Origin of the sequence: Tessaracoccus bendigoensis DSM 12906 (assembly GCF_900141915.1) — a bacterium.
Classification (GTDB): Bacteria; Actinomycetota; Actinomycetes; order Propionibacteriales; family Propionibacteriaceae; genus Arachnia; species Arachnia bendigoensis.
In genome coordinates this window covers 1-14,889 of the sequence record NZ_FQZG01000015.1, presented here as the reverse complement: position 1 = coordinate 14,889, position 14,889 = coordinate 1, and the positions used below count along the sequence as shown (strand labels likewise).

General features: G+C 66.4%; 12 protein-coding genes and 1 pseudogene. 8 read left to right on the top strand and 5 right to left on the bottom strand.

Features of this window, described 5'->3' with window-relative positions:
- The first annotated feature begins 188 nt into the window (after positions 1-188).
- A complete protein-coding gene (locus BUC15_RS19835; protein WP_073186505.1) occupies positions 189-1,100 on the top strand; it encodes a C40 family peptidase in 912 nt (303 codons plus the stop codon).
- 61 nt (positions 1,101-1,161) lie between these two features.
- The gene (locus BUC15_RS05335) at positions 1,162-3,597 is read left to right on the top strand and encodes a mannosyltransferase family protein (RefSeq protein WP_139280098.1); all 2,436 of its coding nucleotides are present in this window, start codon (positions 1,162-1,164) and stop codon (positions 3,595-3,597) included.
- 271 nt (positions 3,598-3,868) lie between these two features.
- On the opposite strand, the gene BUC15_RS05330 is transcribed toward BUC15_RS05335, so the two are convergent.
- Positions 3,869-5,221 (bottom strand): threonine/serine exporter family protein, encoded by a 1,353-nt coding sequence (locus BUC15_RS05330; protein WP_073186503.1) that lies wholly within the window; start codon positions 5,219-5,221, stop codon positions 3,869-3,871.
- A gap of 104 nt (positions 5,222-5,325) precedes the next feature.
- On the opposite strand from BUC15_RS05330, the gene BUC15_RS05325 reads away from it, so the two are divergent.
- Positions 5,326-6,051 (top strand): HAD family hydrolase, encoded by a 726-nt coding sequence (locus BUC15_RS05325; RefSeq protein ID WP_073186502.1) that lies wholly within the window; start codon positions 5,326-5,328, stop codon positions 6,049-6,051.
- Here the strand turns inward: BUC15_RS05325 and ppk2 are convergent.
- A complete protein-coding gene (gene ppk2, locus BUC15_RS05320; RefSeq protein WP_217652116.1) occupies positions 6,031-6,897 on the bottom strand; it encodes a polyphosphate kinase 2 in 867 nt (288 codons plus the stop codon). The two genes, BUC15_RS05325 and ppk2, sit on opposite strands and share 21 nt — an antisense overlap.
- Positions 6,898-7,171: 274 nt before the next feature.
- On the opposite strand from ppk2, the gene BUC15_RS05315 reads away from it, so the two are divergent.
- Both BUC15_RS05315 and BUC15_RS05310 read left to right on the top strand, forming a co-directional pair.
- Positions 7,172-7,570: a hypothetical protein gene (locus BUC15_RS05315; protein ID WP_175558251.1), complete on the top strand. Its 399-nt coding sequence runs from the start codon at positions 7,172-7,174 to the stop codon at positions 7,568-7,570.
- A gap of 32 nt (positions 7,571-7,602) precedes the next feature.
- The gene (locus BUC15_RS05310) at positions 7,603-8,496 is read left to right on the top strand and encodes a hypothetical protein (RefSeq protein ID WP_073186500.1); all 894 of its coding nucleotides are present in this window, start codon (positions 7,603-7,605) and stop codon (positions 8,494-8,496) included.
- Positions 8,497-9,182: 686 nt separating this feature from the next.
- Here the strand turns inward: BUC15_RS05310 and BUC15_RS05305 are convergent.
- Both BUC15_RS05305 and BUC15_RS05300 read right to left on the bottom strand, forming a co-directional pair.
- Positions 9,183-9,971 carry a ferritin-like domain-containing protein gene (locus BUC15_RS05305; RefSeq protein ID WP_073186499.1) on the bottom strand — a complete coding sequence of 263 codons (789 nt, stop codon included), beginning with the start codon at positions 9,969-9,971 and terminating at the stop codon, positions 9,183-9,185.
- On the bottom strand, positions 9,955-10,860 hold the full coding sequence (locus BUC15_RS05300) for a hypothetical protein (protein ID WP_073186498.1): 906 nt from the start codon (positions 10,858-10,860) through the stop codon (positions 9,955-9,957). Before BUC15_RS05300 ends, BUC15_RS05305 begins: the two co-directional genes overlap by 17 nt.
- 58 nt (positions 10,861-10,918) lie before the next feature.
- Between BUC15_RS05300 and BUC15_RS05295 the strand changes: the two are divergent.
- A pseudogene (locus BUC15_RS05295) lies at positions 10,919-12,337 on the top strand (flavin-containing monooxygenase).
- Entirely contained in the window at positions 12,334-13,143 is an 810-nt protein-coding gene (locus tag BUC15_RS05290; RefSeq protein ID WP_073186497.1) for an SDR family oxidoreductase, read from the top strand. Before BUC15_RS05295 ends, BUC15_RS05290 begins: the two are co-directional and overlap by 4 nt.
- A gap of 39 nt (positions 13,144-13,182) precedes the next feature.
- Here BUC15_RS05290 and BUC15_RS05285 read toward each other — a convergent pair whose 3' ends face one another.
- Positions 13,183-13,548, bottom strand: coding sequence for a VanZ family protein (locus BUC15_RS05285; protein ID WP_245787898.1), 366 nt, complete (start codon positions 13,546-13,548; stop codon positions 13,183-13,185).
- A gap of 190 nt (positions 13,549-13,738) precedes the next feature.
- Here BUC15_RS05285 and BUC15_RS05280 point away from each other — a divergent pair, with 190 nt between their 5' ends.
- Positions 13,739-14,701: a CAP domain-containing protein gene (locus tag BUC15_RS05280; protein ID WP_073186496.1), complete on the top strand. Its 963-nt coding sequence runs from the start codon at positions 13,739-13,741 to the stop codon at positions 14,699-14,701.
- Positions 14,702-14,889: the final 188 nt, after the last annotated feature.

The window sequence follows — 14,889 nt, the reverse complement described above, 5'->3', positions numbered from 1 at the left end:
TGGCCCGGTCGCGCAGAGCGACCGGGCCACCAGTTTCTAAGGCCCGTCTGAGAAGGCCTTTAGTTACACCCATGTAATTCGGCTCATCACGCTCGCACCCCGAAAATTTCCCTGAGACAATGCTTTGGATTTCTCAGCAATAGTGTTAGGTTTCTCCTGCCCAAGAGTCTTACGGAAGGCAACTGACAATGCTCAAGCGCACCATCGCAGCCCTGGCCGCAACCCTCCTCGGGGGTCTGGTCGGGATCGTGCCTGCCGGAGAGGCACACGCGAACGCGACCAACGTCTACTCCCAGCCCGGCGACCATCTTGTCAACGGCCGCTACTGGAAGACCTCCTGCGAGATGTACACCACCAAGATCGTGCGCTGCACCACCAAGATCTGGGGCGAGAAGATCTCCAAGGTCGGCGGCTCGTACGTCACCTCGAAGGGCTGGGTGTTCAACAACCTGACCTACCTGCCCTCGGCCCGCAGCTCGTGGGCCTCGAACCCGCTCGGCAAGACCGGTTCATGGACGGCCAAGGACGGCCGGAAGTGGCGCACCGAGTGTGACACCGCCGCCACCGGCAAGCACGGCTGCCGCTCCTACGCGCTCACCACCGTGGTCTCCGGCTCGAATGGCCGCTACTCGCAGAGCGCCAAGTGGGTCTTCAACAACATGGTCAACTTCACGTCTTCGTCGACGTCGGCCGTCACCAAGATCCCGGCAAAGGCCGCCGCGATCTCCGGGGTGCCGCAGGAGGGCTCGAAGGCCGAGAAGGTCGTGGCCGCCGCGCTCAGCAAGGTCGGCAGCCGCTACGTACACGCCCAGGCCGGGCCCAACGCGTTCGACTGCTCGGGGCTGACCACGTACGCCTACAAGCAGGTCGGCGTCACCCTTCCCCGCACCTCGGGCAGCCAGGTCTCCGCGGGCAAGCGCGTCTCCGCATCGGCCCTGCAGCCGGGCGACCTGGTCTTCTATTACTCGCCGATCAGCCACGTCGGCATCTACATCGGCGACGGCAAGATCGTCGACGCCGCCAACCCGCGTGCCGGGGTGCGCGTGACCACACTGAACTCGATGCCGCTGAGCGCCGCCGTCCGGGTGCTCAACAGCTGACCCTCCTCCCCCCTGCCGACCGGTGTGCCTTCTGGCGCGCCGGTCGGTTAGCGTTATGCCAGTGAAGCCGACAACCCGTTTCAGACTCTCGCCGATCGGCTTGTCTGTGTTGGCCGGAACCGGCCTTTTCCTGTTGCTGTTCCTCCGCTCCGTCCCCTGCGTTCAGACGACCCCCGGCACCTTCGACCGGTACCTGCTCGCCTGCTACAGCGACGTCCAGACGTCGTTCCTCACGCTCGGGCTCGGCGCCGGGGCTTCACCGTTCGACGGCGACGCCCTGGCCCTCTCACCTCTCCTGGCCCTGGTCGTGTTCGCCACCACCAGGCTGGCCACCGTCCTCGGCGCGCCCGTTTCGGGGGCTGCGACGCAACAGGCCCAGGTCGACGCCAGCGTCACCTTCTTCGCCCTGACCACCGTGGGCCTGTTCGTCTGCTTCCTCACCCTGATCGTCGCGACGGGGTTCTTCGGGAGACGCACACCGGGCAGGCTTTCAAGGGATCCGCTCCTGATCGCAGCGTCGCCCATCGTGCTCGCGGTCGGGTTGATCAGCTGGGATCTGTTCCCCCTCGCGCTGACCGCCGTCGGCCTCGCGCTGCTCGCCACGCGACGAAGCGTCCCGGCCGCGCTGGTGCTGGCGGTCGCGTCGTGCGCGGGCACGATGCCGATCGGGATCAGCCTCGCCGTCTTCGTGGCTGTCGGGCTCCGGGCCGGCCGGTATCCGGCGGCGAAGTTCGGGGCTGCCTGGGTCGCCGGGTTCCTCGCGATCCACCTCCCGCTGGTTTACACCGATTTCGGTCGCCTCTGGGGCTACTACCGGGGGCAGGCCGGGGCCGAGCCCGGCTTCGGCTCGCTCTGGTACCTCGCCAAACTGTGGGGCTTCGACCAGCCGCACGCAGGCTCGGTCGGTTTCGCGGTTCTGGCCATCGCGCTCGGCTGCTTCTTCGGGTTCCTGCGCACCACTGGGCGGCGACCGCGCGTCGGTTCCCTTATCGCCGTCGTCGTGCTTTCGACGGTGGTCCTCGGTCCGGCCTTCCCGCCCCAGACCGGCCTGTGGGTGCTGTTCGCGGTGATCGTGGCGCGCCCGTTCCGCCGCGAACTGGTCGCCGTGACGATCACCCAGGTGTGCTACACCCTGGCGGTCTGGGGCTGGATCGACGGCGCCCTCACCAGTACGCAGTCGGGGCCGTACTGGCTCTACTGGCTCGCGCTGCTGGCGAGGGTCGGCGTGGAGGTCTGGGTTCTCGCCGCGGTGCTCTGGGACGTGCTGCGACCGGCCCGGGACAAGGTGCCGACTGCCGACCTGGTCGACCCGATCGGGGGCGAACTCAACGACCACCCCCGATTCGGGACCGCACCCCAACCTGCACGATCCGACACCTCGGGCCTGTCGCTCTGGGGTCGCTGGCGACGACCATTGGCCGCCGCGGCGATCGCCGTCGTCGTCACACGGATCACCTTCTTCATCGGGGCCTACGTAATTCAATGGTTGATGACCACGGAACAGACCAAGCCCGAGTTCAAATGGGACATCTGGATGCAGTGGGACGCGCACCACTTCGTGACCATCGCCCAGGAAGGCTACGGGCCCGAAATCGTCGGCGGCAACGCACCCGCCTTCTTCCCGCTGTTCCCGATGGCTCTCCGTGCGCTCATCGCCGTCGGCCTCGAGCCGGTACACGCCGGGTTGCTGATCTCGGCGGTCGGCACGTTCGTGGCATCTGCCTACCTTTACCGGTTGGCCGAGTTGCACGGCTTCGACGGCGAGCGCTCCGTCGTGTACCTGATGTTGTTTCCGACCGCGGTGTTCCTGGTCGCGCCATACACCGAGGCATTGTTCCTTGCTGGCGCGATACCGGCGTTCTACTACGGGTTGAAGGGTCGGCCCTGGCCTGCGGCGCTGTTCACCGCGGTCGCCGTCGGCACCCGCACCGTCGGCCTGTTCGTGCTTCTCGGGGTGGCGATCGAGCTCGCCAGACGGGCATGGCCGAGCTGGAGGAAGATGGCCTCTGCGGTGGCCGCGATGGTCGTCGCGTCGCTGCCGTTCTGGGCCTACGGCCTGTACCTGGCGAAGGTCCGGGGCTCGTTCTGGACGTTCATGGATGTGCAGCGCACCGGCTGGGGCCGCGACTTCACTGGGTTCACCGATGGCTTCCTGGCCACCTGGAACACTTGGCAGGGCGATTACAGCGCCAACCAGATCTTCACCTGGCGGTTGGAGGTCGTCTTCGCGGCGCTGTCGCTGGTGCTGCTGGTGTGGTTGATGTGGCGGGGCTATCTCGGCTACTCCATCTACGTCGGCGCGACTCTGCTGATCGGCCTCAGCAACGCCTGGTACTACTCGACCCCGAGGTTGGCGCTGGCCTTCTTCCCGTTCGCGTTCATGGTGGCCGCGTTCGTCGGGAAACGGGAGCGGGCGCACACGTACACGGTGTTGACGATGACGGTGTTCGCGACGGTCGGTCTGGTCGCCTACACGCGGGGCGCCTGGTTCTTCTGAGTGGATCGGTCGGAGGGCCGGGTCGCGCGACGGTTGAGCCGGGCCGAGCGACGGTTGAGCCGGGCCGAGCGATGGTTGATCCGGGCCGAGCGACGGTTGAGCCGGGCCATGAGGAACGAATGGCCCGTGACGAAACCAACGCAACCATCTCTATGGACTGCCCCAAAGACGCGGCGGTCAAGACCCTGCACCCTACGCAAGGAGGTAACGACCACGCCTGCTCGCAGCACTCGCCGGGCGGCTCGACCAGCAGCCGATTGGGCCGGGCGGGTCAACCAGCCGTTCTCTCACGACGGCTCCTCAAGCCCGACTTCAGCGGCCCGACCAACCGGGGCCCCGCGAGCCGGGTTTCCAACCTCCTGGCCTCCCGTTTCAGCGGTTGTGCGACCCACTCTCCCAGGATCACGCCAGCAGCAAGTGCGATCGCCACCGAAGCCGCCGTCATCATCGCCAACAACCCGGCCGACGAACTGGCCTCGGTTCCCTGTGTCATCAGCGCCAAACCCCGGTAGATGGCCAGGCCCGGCAGGAGCGGGACGGCGGCCGGAACGACGATGACAAGGGGCGGCACCTTCACCCGCCCCGAGACGGAGTAGGCGACGAGGCCGATGAACAGCGCGGCGACAGCAGTCCCCCACGGCCGGGACACGCCGATGTTGCTGACGATACGGTCAAGGCCCGCGGCGACCAGGGCGATGGCAGCGATCGGGGCGACCACCCTCCACGGCGCATACGCTGACACGGCGAAGGCCCCCGCACAGGCGGCTGAGCCGAGTGCGAGCACGGGCAGCCCCTCCCACCCGGTCCGGCCGGGTTCGAGGTAGCCGATGTCGAGGCCGAGCAGCGCGGCGACCCCGAGCCCACCGCTGACGCCTGCCAGGATCCCGGCCGTCGCGAGGAGGGCCTCCATCATCCGGGCCGTGGCCGTGACGTAGAACCCGGTAACGGCATCCTGCAGTGCGCCCATCAACCCGATCCCCGCCAGCAGCATCATGATGCTTGCCGTGACGACGAGGCTGGGATCGACCTTCAGCCCGCTGGCGGCCGCAACGGCGGCGAAGAGGGTCGCCACAGCCCCACCGGCGACCTGCACGTAGAAGCCCGGGAGCCGCAGCCGTTGAAGCAGCCACATCACCCTGTCGATGGCCGCACCTGCCAGGAACGCGACGACCGCCACGGCGGCCCCTCCGCCGAGGAACACGGCGACCGAGCCACACATCGCCCCACTCGCGACGGTGACCGCCCACCTGGGAAGTGAATGCGGCGTCGACACGATGGTCGACATCTGGCTGCGGGCCCCTGCGAGGTCGACGCGGCCCGCGACGATGTCCAACACCAACTGGTTCACCCTGGTCAGGTGGTCGTAGTAGATGTCACGGTGCGTCACGCGGCGCACCAGCGTCAGCGGCATCTGCGCCGGGTCGTAGGAGTAGCTCATCGAGACCTGCGTGAAGGTGACGTCGACCTCGGGTCGCCTCACTCCGAGCCGTCGAGCAACCGCCTGCATGGACGCGATGACGTCGGCGGCACCCGCCCCTGAAGAGAGGAGCACTTCCCCGATCCTCAGGGATACGTCCAGGATGAGGTTGAACTCACGCACCTCAGAGGTCACTCCGCCAGACATGCCTCAATGCTCGCAGAGCTTACGTCTGCTCCGAAAACGGCACCAACCGGATTGCGCGGCGGCAGTTTCGTGAGGACCCCTCAGGACGGTTAGGGTGCTGAGTCGTGCCCGTTTCCCGGTTCTCCTGCGTCCTGTTCGACTGCGACGGCGTCCTCGTCGACTCCGAGCCCATCACCAACTCGATTCTGCGGGAGATGCTGCAGGAGATCGGCTGGGACATCAGCGTCGAGGAGTGCATCCGCCGTTTCGTGGGCAGGGCCTTCAAGGACGAGTGGAAGGTGATCTTCGAACACACGGGGGTCCGCATCGACGACGATTGGGTCCTGGGGTTCCGAGCACGCAGGGACGCGGCGCTGCGTAAGCGGCTGGAACCGGTACCAGGAGCGGTCGACGCCGTCCAGACGATCGCTGCAAACCTGCCGGTGGCGTGTGTTTCGGGCGCGGACCGCGGCAAGATCGAGATGCAGCTGGGGATCGCCGGCCTGACCGAGGTCTTCGGAAAGAACGTGTTCAGCGGGATGGAGATGGCACGCAGCAAACCCGCCCCGGACGTATACCTCGCGGCAGCCGCGTCTCTGGGGGTCGACCCGGCAACGGCCGTTGTCATCGAGGATTCCGGCCCGGGCGTGGCGGCGGGCCTAGCGGCAGGGGCGACCGTGTTCGGGTTCGCACCGGCCGGACCTACCAATCTGTCGGCCGAGACACTATTCGACCTCGGCGTTTCGGAGGCCTTCGCCACGATGGCTGATCTCCCAACGCTCGTCCTAACCGACTCACTCGATCTAACCGACTCACTCGATCTAACCGACTCACTCGATACCGTTGGGTAGCGGCTCGTCTTCGACGTCCACGTACGGCTCCAACAGGTCGTCTGCGTTGACGGTGGAGGCGAAGTCGGGCACCTCGAACTGGAGTGAGCGGTCGGTGCGACGGTAGCCCGTCGACGCGGGTCGCTTCGGGAAGTCCAACGACGGCCGCGCGACGTGGGTGTAGGGGATGGAGCTGAGCAGGTGGTGGATCATGTTTATCCGGGCGCTGCGCTTGTCCTCCGACTCGACGACGTTCCAGCGGGCACCGTCGATGTCGGTGTGTACGAACATGTCGTCCTTGGCTCGGGAATACTCCTCCCAGCGGGTGATCGACTCAAGGTCGGTCGGCGAGAGCTTCCACCTTCGCATCGGGTCGGTCAGCCTCGACTTGAACCGTTTCGTCTGTTCCTTATCGGAGACGGAGAACCAGTACTTCAATAGGATGACGCCGTCCTCCAGGAGCATGCGCTCGAAGATTGGGCACTGGCGCAGGAAGCGACGATGCTCTGCGGCCGTGCAGTAGCCCATGACGTGCTCGACGCCGGCGCGGTTGTACCAGGAGCGGTCGAACAGGCGGATCTCTCCGGCCGCAGGCAGGTGCTGCACGTAGCGCTGGAAGTACCACTGAGTCCGCTCCCGTTCCGTGGGGGCCGGCAGCGCGACCACACGCACGACGCGCGGGTTCAGATACTCGGTGATCCGCTTGATCGCACCACCCTTGCCTGCGGCGTCACGCCCCTCGAACACCACGACGACCCGTGCCCCGGTCTCCTTGACCCACTCCTGCATCGCGACCAACTCTGCCTGGAGCACGAGCAGTTCGGCCTCGTAGAGGGCCTTGTCCATGCGCTGCTGTTTGTTCGCCATGGGACAGTCTTGCACCGCCGTCCGACGGTGGCTACCCAACCGTCGACCACACGATCCGCCCGACAGTGCTCTCAAGCAGTACTAAAGTGCCCGACCGCAGGGGTCGTTCGTCTGGGGCATGGGGTCGATAGTCCCTACCACGCGGCACGAAAGTACCTGGTATGGCCGCAACATTCTTTCTACAATCATCTTGTTCTTTCCGGCGCGCCAATGCCGATCCCATCAGTTCCGACGCAGAGCGATCTGCTCCGCAGCACTGGGACCGTCTCCACACTTGATCGTGACCACGCGGAGAATCGCCATGCCATTTACCCCTGCCCAACTGGCTGCGCAAATGCAGAATCCCCATCCGTTCCCACCGCCGAACCTGGCTACCTGGAGCGCCTCAACCCTTGCCAATCAAGCCCCAATGCTCGCCGCCTACTTTGCCTATTGGGACGGCGTTCAGAACTGGATTACCTTGAACGGCGGAAATGGCGCCCCGTTCGGCTGGGACAACCTCATCGGACTTGAGAAGAACGGGCAGCAGGTCGTGCTTCTCGGCCCGCAGCAGACCGCACCGTTCAACGATGCCTTCAACGACGTCCGAACTCATCGCGGCAGCCCTGGATTCCGGCTGTTTCAAGCTTCGCAGGCGGCCGAGCGCCTCATTCGATTCCTACCAAACCTCTGACCCACCACCCCAACCCACCCAAGGAGCAAGCCATGGCCTGCAGAACACCGTCAGTCGAGCGAGTCGCCGACAAGACCCAGGAAGCCAACAACCAGATCAACAAGTTGCTGGAGATGCTCAAGCGGGACGAAGCCACCACCAAGGCGGAGTTCTTCTCGCAGATCGACGCGCACTTCAAAGCGGCGAACGTTAGCGACGGACGTCAGGTTCACTTCAACTCGGACATCAAGGTCGAGTACACGAGCGAGTTCAGCCTCGACAAGGTCGCCGCCGTAATCATGAAGGCACTGGAAGCCGTGGCTGCCGCGAAAGAACCCTCAGTTTCGGCGCCCGCAATGTCGGAGAAGGCTCTTGCTGCTTACGGCGATCTTGTCACCTGCGTAGCTGAAGCAGCTAAGACATCGTCAACCGCATCGGGCGCGCTTGCATTCTCGATGACGCGCCTGGCCCCTGGCCTGTTCGCCTTCCTGAGGGCTTCGTCCGTGAACATTCAAGACGATGAGACCTTCGGCAGTGAAGCGGTTACCGCGACCGCGATCTTCTACCGGTTCATGCAGAGCATCGACGATGTCAAGAATGAGGCGCAGTTCGACCTGGCCTTGGCGGCCTACGATGCACTAATCCGACTGAAGCGGCTTCAGGCCGCACTGATCGATGACCTTGCGAATGACAAGCTGAGCATCGAGGCTTACGAGAAGAAGGACGCCGCCTATGCCGGGCTGATAGCCCGGAAGCAGAAGGATCTCGATGACGCTCACTTCAAGCCCCGTGAGGCTTCGAGAGCACTTTCGGTGACCGCGGCCGCCGTAGAGGAGTGGACGCCGGAGGCACTGATTGCACCGCTGGCGAAGCTCAGGGAACTGGGCGCGGACTACGCGGAGATCGTCAGGACGACTGAGGAACGCCTCGAGGCCAACTACTTCTGAGCCTACGCGGAGCCTTCGGATCCCCGACGGCGCCGCAATCGGTATGCACGGGCTCGGCGCAGCGCGCCGTGCCCGTGCCTGTCGCCACCCGCCGCTGGTTCGAGCCCGTTCCGTGCGAGAGTCTGGCCAACGTCGTCGCCATCCGCTGATCCTCGCACCAGACCAGACCCGCTCGATCCCGGTCGATCCCGCTCGATCCCGCTCGGCCCCGCTCGGCCCCGCTCGATCCCGCTCGGCCCCGCTCGGCCCCGCTCGGCCCCGCTCGGCCCCGCTCGGCCCCACGCACGCACTCCCGAAAATCGACCAATGGCCGATTCTGATCTGTCTCACCACGAGAATTGGCCAGTGCCCATCGTGGCCCTTCAGGACGACGGGCCCGACCCGCTCCGCCCACGGGGTGCGGTCAGTGACGAAGCGTCACCAGCACTGTTCAGCGGACACCAGCGTTATCCATCGTCACCAGCCGTATATCGCTGGTATCGACCCATACCGCTGGTGTCGACGCACTAACGCTGGTGTCGACGCACTAACGCTGGTGTCGACGCACTAACGCTGGTGTCGACGCACTAACGCTGGTATCGACGCTAACGCTGGTGTCGACGCGCTAACGCGGGTATCGAGCCATACCGCTGGTATCGACGCACGATCGCTGGTGTCCCGGCGTCGGTGCGTCAATCCCCCAAGGCTCAGACCGCGACGCCGATCTTCCGGAACGCCGTCTTGAAGATCGTGATGCCGTCCAGCCCCGGGAACCTCTGCACCCGCTGATCCAACTTGTCCAACTCGTCCCCGTGCCCCTCAAACAGGTGGCGCATGACGTGCAGGATCTCCTTGTCGTCCATGATCCCGGAGCCGACCGGCTTCCACACGTTCGACATCACCCAGCGCACGATCTTCTGCGCCCTGGTCGACTCCTCCAGCTTCGCGCGCGCCTGCGTCGTGTAGAACGCGACGTGCCTGGTCTCCTGCTTGGCGATCCGCTCCAGCAGCGGCGACAGGACGGGGTGGTCCTGCATGTCGGCCATCCGCCGGTAGGCCGAAACGGCCGACAGTTCGTTGGCCGCACCCCACGTCATATGGACGGCGATGAAATCGTCGCCGACCAGGTTCGAGCCGGTCGCCTGCTTGACCGGCCCCATCGCCAACTGCCACCCGAGCTTGACGCGCTTGGCCTTCAACTCGTCGTAGTCGACGTAGATGTCGTGCTTCTTCAGCACCGCCGAAAGCGCCTCGCCATGCCAGAACTCCTCACGGTTCCACGTCGTCATGAAGCCGCGGGCCTCATCCTCACGGTGCGAGCGCGTCACCAGCAGGTCACGCAGGTAGCAGGAGGTGTGGTATTCGACGTCGCACATGTAGCGCAGCGACCTCAGCGTCTCCTGGTCGAGCGGCTGCTCGTCGAAGATGTCGAGGTCGAGATCCTCCCATCTGACCCGATCGGAGGTCTCTGCGTACTTCTCAAGATCGAACGCCACTGTGGTCCTTTCGCGAAAGTAGTCCAGGGGTGGGGGTGGCCGCACCCCAGAATCCGGTGGGACGCTCCATCAGCAGACGACGTAGCCCGGCGTCCGCGTCGGCGAGCCTCAGCCGGTCCAGCGGGGTGCGGAAGATCGACGCCAGCGCGCGTTCCTCGTCCGGGTCGGGTGCACCGACGACCCTGAAGGGGCGCCAGGTCTGCAACAGGTGCAGCTTGGCCATCCTGGCCTCCTGCGGCGAACGGGAGATGCGGGCGGAGGCCTCCATCCGGAAGAACCTGATCATCTCGTCGCGTCGGTCGACTATCTCCTGGACGACGCGGCGGCCTTCACCGCCCAAGCGCGGCAGCAGCGCGGCGTAGGCCGCCTGCAGCGACGCCTCCTGCACCGCGAGACGGGCCATGTGACCGGCCGTCACGGATTCCCCGGCCACCGAGGTCCAGACTGGGACGAATATCGGCAGGGCGTGCTCGACGTAGTAGTTCCGGGCCTTCGCGAACAGCGAATCGCGGCCGAGCGGCTCGGGCAGGTCGCTGCCGTCGGCGGTGAGCAGGTCACGCACGGCGTGCGCAAGCCAGAGTCGTTCATAGGCCCAGGTAGCGATGAAGGCCGTGATCCGGGCCTCGTTGCCCGACCAACTCGCCAGCAGGGCACGGGTTTCGGACAGCGCGGCGCTGTCGAGCCGCCACAGGAAGGCCAGGTCGTCGCGGACCCCTGCGGGGATGGACTTGACCTTGGGTTTGGCGACCTTGATCCGGCCGCGCGCGTTTCGCGCATAGGCATCGACGTCGAAGTCGGTGAAGAGGGTGATCGGGCGGTCGGCGATCGAATGGAGCCTGCCATCCCGGTAGCCGGGCAGTTCGGGCGCGCTGCGCCGGGTGTCCGTCATAACACAAGACTAGCGGCACCTTCGGCCGACCTCCATTTACGGCTTCCCCCTGTCCGAAATGCCTTGCCAACCGCCATGTGCGGCGCGATACTCTCGTTTCATGCCCTACCTCGTCAAGGCGAAGGACCGCAGCGCTGCGGTCACCGCCCCGGTCCGATCCGACGGTTCCCTCCCCCGCGCCTGCGTGATCGGCGCCGGGTCGAGCGGTATCGCCGCCGCAAAGGCCCTCTACCTGGCCGGTATCCCCTTCGACTGTTTCGAACAGGGCGGCGCGATCGGCGGCAACTGGCTCTTCCAGAACCCCAACGGACGATCGGCCTGCTACGAGACCCTCGAGATCAACACCTCCTGCGCCCGCATGGCGTTCTCCGACTTCCCGATGCCGTCGACCTATCCCGCCTACGCCCGCCACGACCAGGTGCAGGCCTAGTTCGAGGACTACGTCGACCACTTCGGGTTCCGCGACAAGATCACGTTCAACACCTTGGTGACCAGCGTCACGCGGGGCGAAGAGGGCAGGTGGCTCGTCCACACCGAGGGGCCCGACGGTGTACGGGTCGATGAGTACGACGCGGTCCTCGTGGCCAACGGGCACCACTGGGACCCGCGTTGGCCCGACCCGGCCTACCCAGGCACGTTCGACGGCGACCAGTTGCATGCGCACGACTACCGCTCGGGCGACCAGCTCGCCGGCCGTGACGTCGTCGTCGTCGGCGCCGGAAACTCCGCCATGGACATCTCCGTGGAGGGCGCCCACCGGGCCCGCAGCGTCAACCTGTCGATCCGCCGCGGCCAGTGGGTGCTGCGCAAATGGCTACTTGGCAAGCCCAGCGACCAGATCATGCTCCCGGGCTGGGCACCGTGGTGGGCGACCGGGCTGCGGCTCAGGGTCGGCGCGCTGACCTCCGGCGGGCTGGCCCGCTACGGGCTCCCGCAGCCGCCGCACCGTCCCGGCCAGTCGCATCCGGTGCAATCCGACCGCATCCGGGCCTGCATCGCGGCCGGTCGCGTCACCGTCCGACCCGGGGTCGAGCGGCTGGACGGCGACGGCGTCGTGTTCGTCGACGGCACTCGGGCCAAGGCCGACCTCATCGTCTGGGCGACGGGTTACAACGTCACCTTCCCGTTCCTCGACCCCGCTCTGGTCAACCCCGAGGACAACGAGTTCCCGCTGTTCGAACGGACGCTCCACCCAGACCTTCCCGGGCTGTACTTCATCGGGCTGCTGCAACCCGTAGGTGCCGTCATGCCGCTCGCGGAGGCGCAGAGCGCGTGGGTCGCCGAGATCCTCACCGGCCGCTACGCCGCCCCGCCGCCGACCCGGATGAGGCAGACGATGCGACGCGACCATGAGCGCAACAAGCGCCAGTTCTACGCCTCTCCGCGTCACACGATGGAGGTCGACTTCGACCATTTCCTGTGGGATCTACGGCGGGAACGACGACAGGGTCGAGCCAGGGCGGGGGCCCGGGCATGACCGGCAGGGTGGTCGCCGTCGCTGGCGGCGCGAACGGCATCGGGCGCGAGATCGCGCGCGAACTGGCGCTGACGGGGGCGCGGGTGGCGATCGGCGACCTCGACGGCGGCGCCGCCCGGCGGGTCGCCACCGAGCTGGGCGACCCGGCGATCGGCCTCGACCTCGACGTGACCAGCGCGGCCTCGTTCGACGCGTTCCTGGAGGCCGTCAAGGAATCTCTGGGTGCCCCCGACGTGTTGATCGGCAGCGCAGGGGTGATGTGGGTCGGGGCCTTCAGCGATGAGCCTGCGCGCGCCACGCGGGCGATGCTCGACGTCAACCTGTTGGGCGTCATCCACGGGGTTCAAGCCGCCGCCAGGCAGATGGTGCCGAGGGGCAGGGGCCACATCGTCATGATCACCTCCGCGGCCTCGGTGCTACCGACCCCTGGCGAGGCGACGTATGCGGCGAGCAAGCACGGCGCGCTCGGCTACCTGAAGGCGGTTCGCGCCGAGCTGCGGGGCTCGGGCGTCAAGGTCTCGGCGGTCATGCCGACGGTGGTCGACACGGCGATGGCGGTCGGCACCTCACCGGGTGCCGCGAAACTGCTGCAGCCAGCCGACGTGGCGCGGGCCGTGGTGCGCACCGTCGGGCGACCGCGCTTCGAGGTGACGGTGCCGGGATACGTCGGCCCGACCAAGCGCGTCGTGGATCTGCTGCCTGAGCGGTTGCGGGACGCGGTGTTGCGCCGGTTGGTGCCAGACCAGGTGCACGAGTCGGACCACGCGGCGCGGGTCGGCTATGAGTCGAGGTTCCTCGGCGGCTGAGCAGCGTCGGTATCGCAACTCTCCTGCGCGTCTAGCTAGCTAGTCGAATCGGTTGGCGGCCCAGACCCCCAGAGCGATACCGACGCCGTCGGCCAGCAGGTCGAACGGGTCCCCGTTGCGTCGTGGAATCCACAGGTACTGCACCAGTTCGCTGACGGGCGCATGGACCGCAAGCAGGATGATCGGCCACCAGGCCGTCGTCACCCGCCTGATGAGGAACGCGGGCGCCCCGAAAAGCGCGAGGTGGGCGACCTTGTCCAGGTGGGGGAAGAGCTCGATTTCGGACGGTTCCGGGGAGCCGGGCCGGTACAGCAGAACCAGGTGCATCGCCAAGGCCACGACCAAGGCGAACCATGCGCCGCGGCTGCCGCTGCGTCGTCCGGTCGGTACCTCCGAGGAGTCCATCGCAGCAGGATAGCGTCCACGCATCCGGCCGCTCAGGGAAGGTGATCCCGAATTGCCGGGCACGGAAGGGATGGCTATATTTCCCGCCGGGGGAACTGAACAGGGGGATGTGAACCACCTTCGGCACCCGCCGTGGGTGTTGAAATCACTCTCCACCGTCACGTGGAGACGACCCGAAGGCTCTCCCCCCATGGCCTCTTACCTGAGTCGGCGCCCCGCCGCGTCGCTGTGTGCGCTGTTCCTGATCATCTCGTTCGTCACCGTCTGGTTCAGTCCCCTGGCCCATGCCGTCGGGTCCCCTGCCCTGGAGCAAAAGGGACAGGCGCAGATGATCGCCGACATCTTCGACGAACACAACAGAGCCCGACGCGACAACGGCCTCAAACCGCTTGTCTTCTCCCCGGACATCTCGTTGAGGGTGACGCAGCCGTTCACCAACCAGCTGGCCACCCGGAACAACGGCACCATCTGGCACAACACCGTCCCGAACATCGCCCTCGGCGGGCAGAACTGGGCCGAAAACGTGGTCGGCGGCTTACGTGGCGAGACCGCCGCCGACCTCGTCGCCGGGTGGATGAAGTCCGCAGGGCACCGCGCGAATATCCTCAACGCCACCTACACCACGATCGCCATCGGTTTCACCCAGGCCGACACCGGTGAGTGGACCTTCAGCGCCACCAACTTCTACGGCACCCCGTCCAGCCCCGGCAAGACGTACGCCACCGGGGCGGCCTGGCTCGCCTCACTGGACCCGACGCTCACCGCCGTCCCACCGAGCAGCATCAACGTCTATCTGACGCCCGGCACCCACAACGTCAACGGACGGCTGTGGAAGACCTCCTGCGAGGCCTATTCACAGACGAAACGGTGCCGCACCGAGATCTGGTCGTCAGGGTGGGTGTTCAACAACCTGACGTACGCGCCGTCGGCGCGTGCCCTCTGGAAGGGTAACCCGCTGGGCGGCAACGGCGTGGTGGGCGCCAAGGTGTCGTGGGTGAGCAGTGGGCGGAAATGGCGCACCGAATGCGACACGGCCGCCACGGGCCGCAACGGGTGCCACAGCTACATGGCCGCGACGGTGGCGGTGCGATCCGGCGGCTCGTACCGCCTGGTGGAAAAGGATGTCTTCAACAACATGGTGGTCTTCGGCTGATCGGGGACGGGTCGGGCTCAGGACTCTCTCGGTTGTGGCCGGGTCTGGGCGTCCGGGGCCGGGGCCGGGTCCCAGAAGTTTGAGCAGGATCCGCTACTCAAAGCGGGTGTCGCCGCATCGTCTGCTGACAATGCCGCAGCCTCGGCAATGACATGCAAATCCTGCTCAAATCCCGCACCCAACCACAG